This window comes from Schlesneria sp. (genome assembly GCF_036405755.1).
Lineage (GTDB): Bacteria > Planctomycetota > Planctomycetia > Planctomycetales > Planctomycetaceae > Schlesneria > Schlesneria sphaerica.
The window spans coordinates 1-6,049 of sequence record NZ_DASWWZ010000115.1 but is presented as its reverse complement, the minus strand read 5'-3'; the positions used below and the strand labels follow the sequence as shown (position 1 = coordinate 6,049).

Genomic DNA, 6,049 nt, shown 5'->3' with positions numbered 1-6,049 from the left:
GAAACTGCCGACGGGTGAGATCTGCACGGTGTTCGAATCAGTGCATGAAAAGCCCTACAAAGACTTCAAATTTCACACGACCAGGCTCTGGATCGAAGACAAGTCGGGGCTGCCGATCGGCGTCCAGCAACTCGGTTTTCCCGGCAAGACGGACAAAGAGCCCCCCCTGGTCGAAGAATACTTCTATAATGACGTAAAACCGAATCGAAAGTTTACTGACACCGATTTCGACAAGAATAACAAGAGCTACTCATTCCGATGACCAGCCCCGACCGAACGCCGCCCCACATTGCGGAAACAACGGCCGACGTTCGCGCTGCCGTCATTGCAAATCAGCGAGCCGGAAAAACAATCGGTTTTGTGCCGACGATGGGGGCTTTACACCCCGGTCACGTGAGCCTGATGACGCGGGCCCGGCAGGAATGCGATGTTGTCGTCACAAGTATTTTCGTGAACCCCACCCAGTTTGGTCCCAACGAGGACTTTCAGAAGTATCCTCGACCCCGCGATCTCGACCTGAAGATCTGCGGCGATGCGGGATGCGACATCATCTTTTACCCCAGTGTCGAGGTGATGTACCCGGCGGGATTTCGGACCTTTGTCGAAGTCGAGGGGTTGTCGGACATCCTGGAAGGAGCAATTCGTCCCGGTCACTTTCGTGGTGTCGCGACTGTTGTGACGAAATTGTTCATGATTGTCGGGGCCGATCGGGCCTACTTCGGTCAAAAAGATTACCAGCAGCAGTTGATCATCCGCACGATGGCCAGGGAACTGAACATCCCGACCGAAGTCGTGACCTGTCCCACCTTGCGTGATCCAGATGGTATGGCGATGAGCAGCCGCAATGCTTACTTGAGCGCCGAAGAACGCCAGCGAGGCCTCTGCTTGTCGAGGGCTCTGGTGGCCGTATCTCAATCGCTCGCCGCGGGTGAACGTGACCTGTCCCGACTCGAAGCGACGTTGATCGAGCAGCTATCTGCATCATCGGGTGTCGAATTGGACTACGGGGTCATTGTTGATGCTGATACCCTCGCTCCACTGACGTCCGTGGCATCGGAGATGGTGGCACTGGTTGCGGCACGAGTCGGTACGACGCGCTTGATCGATAACATGCTTTTGAAGCTCCCTGAATGAAGGGCATCCGTGCACGCGTCAGGCAAGTTGTCATTGAGTTGTCTGACGTCGAAAGTAAATGATTCAAGCACGCCTCGCTCCATCGTTGCTCACAGTATTTTATGCTGACACCTGTCGGCTCGGAGACGTTTCCCATGCGGCAAGTACTCGTTCAAATTCCCCTGGATCGTCCGTGGGATCTGGGGCCGCTGGGTAAAGTGCCAGGTTTTGGCTTTGGCGTTGTCCTCTTTGTCTGGATCCTGATTGGTGCAGGATATTTGTATCTTCGTGGTCGCAAGTCTGGCTGGAAACTGAAGCTTTCCGACGAATTCCTTCCGTTCGTAAACTGGCTAGCCGTTGCACTGGCAATTGTGTTTGGTGCCCCATTGCTGGGCAGTTATCTGAGATCACACGGCTCTGAAAATTTTCGTGAAGGGATCCCGATTTTCGGATACGGACTGATGCTGTTCATCGGCTTCAGTCTGGCGGTCTTTCGGGCCACGATTCGGGCTGAGCGAGAAGGACTACCCAGCGATGTCATCTGGGATCTCGCTGTCTGGTTGTTCATTCCCGGGATTGTCGGGGCTCGGCTCTACTATCTCATTCAGTACGGGAATCGCGTCTTCACCGGTCCCCCCAGTCTCGACTGGCTCATCGCCGCGGTGAGTCTCTCACAGGGAGGGATTGTCCTGTATGGTGGTCTGTTGGGTGGGGCGATTGGTTATTTTTCGTTCTGCTATTTCCGCGGAATACGGCCGCTGGCGCTAGCAGATATTATTGTCCCGTCGGTCTTCATCGGGATCGGGTTTGGCCGCATCGGCTGCTTCCTGAATGGCTGCTGCTATGGAGCGATGACATCGCTTCCCTGGGCCGTCCAGTTCCCCAGAGAGAGTGCCACGTTTGCGTCGATGGTAGAGAAAAAACTGCTCGACGCCAGTGCCGTCTGCACGCCCCCGCTGCATCCGACTCAGATTTACAGCGCAATTGACGGGTTCGTGATTGCCGCGATCACGGCCTGGTATTTCCGCTATCGACGTCGGAACGGGGAAGTGCTGGCAGTCGCCCTGTTGATTTATCCCATCACGCGGTTCTGTATGGAACTGTTGCGCGCCGATGAGGGAGGGCAATTCTCGACCAGCCTGACGACTGCTCAGTGGGTGAGTATTGCCTTGTTCGTTGTCAATCTGGGCTTCATGTACTATCTGTCGACACGACCGGCCGTGCGGGAGCCCGTCACGATTCCTCCTGCTTCGACTGGTGTCGGTTCGCTGGTCCCGAACGGACAGCACCGTTCAGCGTAGGGGCGTTGCCGGTGTCTTGTTATTCACTACTTGTGACTGACATCGATCGAGTTTGACGATCGTCAGCGCGGACCCTGAGCGCCGGATATCCGCTCTCAAAATCCGAGTGTTGGACTCTGCGAGATTCACATGACTGTCAGCTCGACTTCAGCGCTCAACCGAGTCCGTTTCGCGATGATCGGCTGTGGCCGAATGGGACGTCACCATAGTGAAAAGCTGTTGGAAGATGGGCGAGGTGAAGTCGTCGCGCTGCTTGATTCCTCGCCCGCGATGGCGACGCGTCTTCAGCAGGAATACTGGCCTGCGGCTGCGGTGGCGACTCATTTTGATGACCTGATCGCCAGTAGGCGGGTCGATGCCGCTATCATCTGCACGCCGACTGCTGAGCACTATGCACAGGCACGACGTTGTCTCGACAGGGGCTGGCATGTTTTGTGTGAAAAACCGCTGGCTTCTGACCGGTTACAGATTCTGGATCTGATTCAAGATGCAGAACGAGCTCGGGCCCGGGGACAGGCTTTTTCGCTCGGCTATCAACGCCGCTACACCGCTCTCTTTCGCACTCTGCGGAACCAGGTTCAATCGGGCAGGTGGGGCGCCGTGCGGGCGATCGCTTCGCACAACGTTGAGAACTGGCAGTCTACGATCGCGGGAACCTGGCGAGACGATCCGGAGCAGAATCCGGGGGGATTCATTACCGACGCCGGCAGCCATAAGCTCGACATACTTTTCTACGTCACCGGTTTGAACCCGCTCGAAGTCTTCACACGGACGCAGAAATGGGGCAGTCAGGTGGAGATCGTGGCCAGTGTGTCGGCCTTGCTGACGGGCGACGTGACCTTGACGATGGATTTCATCGGGAACGCACAATACCTCGGTGAAGATCTCCATATTCATTGCGAAGGGGCGGATTTGATGGTCCGACATGAGGAACTCTGGATTGCTCAAGCCGGACACCGCGAACGACTGCCGATCGATGAATCCGATTCCAACCCGGTCACAGGCATTCTGAATATGATTCTCGATGGCAAACCCGATGTATCGCCTCCCGAGGCAGCCTTGCCCGTTTACGATATCACTCAGGCCATCCTGGCTTCCGGTCGAACCGGCATGCCTGTGAAGGTTCATCGTTGAACGATGGCAGCTCAGATGATTGCTCAGAATGGTCATTGCCGAATGTCCAATTGTCGCGAAGTAACCTTCTGGTGAGCAAACGGGACCCGGTAGGTAAAGGGATGGGAATACCCATCACGCGCCCCTTCTGTCAGCGACGCGAATCAGACGGCTGCTTTCAATGAATTTTGCGGCTGGGGTACCGACGCGCGATGCCGGTGTCAGTATCATTGAAGTCCTTTCCCGTTTACCCCATTGATGAAAAAGAGACGGTCATGTCTGAAGAAGAATCGAAGCCGCAATCAAAGAAGTCTGACGAGACGCAGATGGCGATCGAACGGACTTATCTTTCTTATGAAAGGACACTGCTTGCCTGGGTGCGGACAGGGACGTCTCTCGTGACGTTGGGGCTGACGCTCTTCAAGTTTATCGAATTTCTTCATGATCAGAACAAGACCGAGTTGCCCAGGCGATTGCTGAGTGCACGTACGCTGGGGATGGTCATGGTTGTGATCGGAATTACCACACTGGGAACCGCATGTCTGCAGCATCGGCAGCGAATGCGACGACTCCAGAAGAACGTTCCCGGCTTTACGTTTTCACCGGCCTATGTCCTTGCGTTGCTTATGAGCGTCCTGGGGATCATCGCACTGATTATGACTCAGTGGAACTTTTAAGAGAGCTGCCCACAGTCACCACGGTTAACAGGAGGGAATCCATGTCACGTTCATCGTTTCCATTTAATCCAGCGAAGCGGGCCTTCACGTTGCTCGATGAATTCAAAGCGTTCGCCTTTAAGGGGAACGTCATTGATCTGGCGGTTGGCGTGATCATCGGCGGTGCATTCGGTAAGATTATTGAATCCATGGTCAAGAATCTGATCATGCCCCTCATCTCTGCCCTCTTTGGAGGCAACCCGCAAGAGGCCACCAAAGGGCTGGAATCTTTGTCTGCCCCGATCCGAGGTGTGCAGGTTCCCTATGGAGCGTTTCTGGCGGATTTTGCCAACTTTCTGATTCTGGCCTGTGTCTTGTTCCTCGTGATTGTGAAGTTTCTCGGGTGGGTGCTGAAGTCCCGAAAAGAAGAAGCCGAAGCTCCACCACCCCCGCCTGCACCAGAGATCGTGCTGTTGACGGAAATTCGTGACTTGTTGAAGTCGAAATCCCCTACTCCATGAAAGATTCACTGATGACACTTGCTAAAGGTGGCTTGACCGCGCTGGGGCTTTTGGCGCTGACGGGCTTTGTGGGCTTCTCGGCTTCGATCACGCAAGCCTGCACACGTGCCGTGTATCTTGGCAAAGAGGGAATGGTCGTTACGGGACGAACGATGGACTGGGCTGAGGACATGCACAGTAATATCTGGCTGTTTCCTCGAGGCATGAAACGGGACGGAGGTTTCGACGAAGCCTCGGTGAAATGGACCTCGAAGTACGGCAGCATCGTGACCTCAGTCTACGAATCGGCCTCCGCAGACGGGATGAACGAAAAGGGACTGGTTGCTAACCTGCTGTACCTTGCGGAGTCCGATTACGAACTTCCCGGTGATCAACGCCCTTCTCTCATGATCTCGGCCTGGGCGCAGTACTTCCTCGACAACTTTGCGACAGTCAAAGAAGCGGTCGAGGACGCGAAGAAAGAAGCCTATCGCATTGTGACGACTGAGGCTCCGAACGGAGCGAAAGGGACCGTGCATCTCTCGATCTCTGACCCCACAGGTGACTCTGCCATTTTCGAGTACGTTAAGGGAAAACTGGTGATTCATCACAGCCGGGACTTTCAGGTGATGACAAATTCGCCCGTTTTTGACGAGCAGATTGCCCTCAACAAGTACTGGGAGCAAATTGGCGGGACAGTGATGCTCCCCGGAACCAACCGTGCCGCCGACCGATTTGCTCGTGCCTCGTTCTACGTCAATGCGTGCAAGCAGTCAGCCGATCCACATGAAGCCGTTGCGTGCACTCTGAGCGTAATGCGCAATGTGAGTGTTCCTATCGGAATCAGTACGCCCAACCAGCCGAACATTTCGTCGACTCTCTGGCGCACTGCCAGTAATCAGAAGAACCTCGTCTACTTCTACGAGAGCACGCTGAGTCCCAGTCTCGTATGGATCCGGTTGAAAGAACTCGACTTCAGCGAAGCGGCCGGGGTACGAAAGCTGGTGCTCGCCGGTCGACCCGAACTGGGGGGAGATCAGACCAGGGGATTCGAGAAGGCGGCTCCCTTCAAATTCCTGGCCCCCGAGCGAAAATGAGCATATCCAAGTGATCTGAGCACGGCCCGAAGCGAGCACATCGTTTTCGGGCCGTGCTGTTTGTTTTTCACTGCCGGTCAGTCAGGCGACAGTCGAAATCGCTGCAAAGTTAAGTCCTGAGCAACACGGTCAACTGAGCATGCAGGAGCCTCAGGCTGCCCCTTGTGGTGTAAACGGACGAGGTAACGATTCAGTCCGGGGACCGTTTCTCCCGGTTGGCTGGCCTCTATCGACGGAACATGGCGTTGATCGTCGTCGCCATTTGAGAG

The 6,049-nt window shown here is 55.3% G+C and carries 8 protein-coding genes; 7 read left to right on the top strand and 1 reads right to left on the bottom strand.

The window, feature by feature from the left end; genetic code table 11:
- The 7 genes from VGE80_RS04015 to VGE80_RS03985 all read left to right on the top strand — a co-directional run.
- On the top strand, positions 1-262 hold a 262-nt coding region (locus VGE80_RS04015; protein ID WP_440591757.1), incomplete at its 5' end, for a DUF1571 domain-containing protein.
- Positions 259-1,134 (top strand): pantoate--beta-alanine ligase, encoded by an 876-nt coding sequence (gene panC, locus VGE80_RS04010; protein ID WP_373651023.1) that lies wholly within the window; start codon positions 259-261, stop codon positions 1,132-1,134. The genes VGE80_RS04015 and panC, both read left to right, overlap by 4 nt.
- Before the next feature lie 134 nt (positions 1,135-1,268).
- Positions 1,269-2,414, top strand: coding sequence for a prolipoprotein diacylglyceryl transferase (locus VGE80_RS04005; protein ID WP_440591756.1), 1,146 nt, complete (start codon positions 1,269-1,271; stop codon positions 2,412-2,414).
- Positions 2,415-2,543: 129 nt separating this feature from the next.
- The gene (locus tag VGE80_RS04000) at positions 2,544-3,548 is read left to right on the top strand and encodes a Gfo/Idh/MocA family protein (RefSeq protein WP_440591755.1); all 1,005 of its coding nucleotides are present in this window, start codon (positions 2,544-2,546) and stop codon (positions 3,546-3,548) included.
- 254 nt (positions 3,549-3,802) lie between these two features.
- Positions 3,803-4,204 (top strand): YidH family protein, encoded by a 402-nt coding sequence (locus VGE80_RS03995; RefSeq protein WP_440591754.1) that lies wholly within the window; start codon positions 3,803-3,805, stop codon positions 4,202-4,204.
- 41 nt (positions 4,205-4,245) lie between these two features.
- The gene (mscL, locus tag VGE80_RS03990; protein ID WP_440591753.1) at positions 4,246-4,704 is read left to right on the top strand and encodes a large conductance mechanosensitive channel protein MscL; all 459 of its coding nucleotides are present in this window, start codon (positions 4,246-4,248) and stop codon (positions 4,702-4,704) included.
- A gap of 11 nt (positions 4,705-4,715) precedes the next feature.
- Positions 4,716-5,780 (top strand): linear amide C-N hydrolase, encoded by a 1,065-nt coding sequence (locus VGE80_RS03985; RefSeq protein ID WP_440591752.1) that lies wholly within the window; start codon positions 4,716-4,718, stop codon positions 5,778-5,780.
- A gap of 77 nt (positions 5,781-5,857) precedes the next feature.
- Here VGE80_RS03985 and VGE80_RS03980 read toward each other — a convergent pair.
- Positions 5,858-6,049 (bottom strand): hypothetical protein (locus VGE80_RS03980; protein WP_440591751.1); only part of this gene is annotated, 192 nt, incomplete at its 5' end.

Bases quoted from the DNA above. Each gene is read 5' to 3' on its own strand.
- panC (WP_373651023.1), top strand. From the start codon at position 259: ATGACCAGCCCCGACCGAACGCCGCCCCACATTGCGGAAACAACGGCC.
- VGE80_RS04005 (WP_440591756.1), top strand. From the start codon at position 1,269: ATGCGGCAAGTACTCGTTCAAATTCCCCTGGATCGTCCGTGGGATCTG.
- VGE80_RS04000 (WP_440591755.1), top strand. From the start codon at position 2,544: ATGACTGTCAGCTCGACTTCAGCGCTCAACCGAGTCCGTTTCGCGATG.
- VGE80_RS03995 (WP_440591754.1), top strand. From the start codon at position 3,803: ATGTCTGAAGAAGAATCGAAGCCGCAATCAAAGAAGTCTGACGAGACG.
- mscL (WP_440591753.1), top strand. From the start codon at position 4,246: ATGTCACGTTCATCGTTTCCATTTAATCCAGCGAAGCGGGCCTTCACG.
- VGE80_RS03985 (WP_440591752.1), top strand. From the start codon at position 4,716: ATGACACTTGCTAAAGGTGGCTTGACCGCGCTGGGGCTTTTGGCGCTG.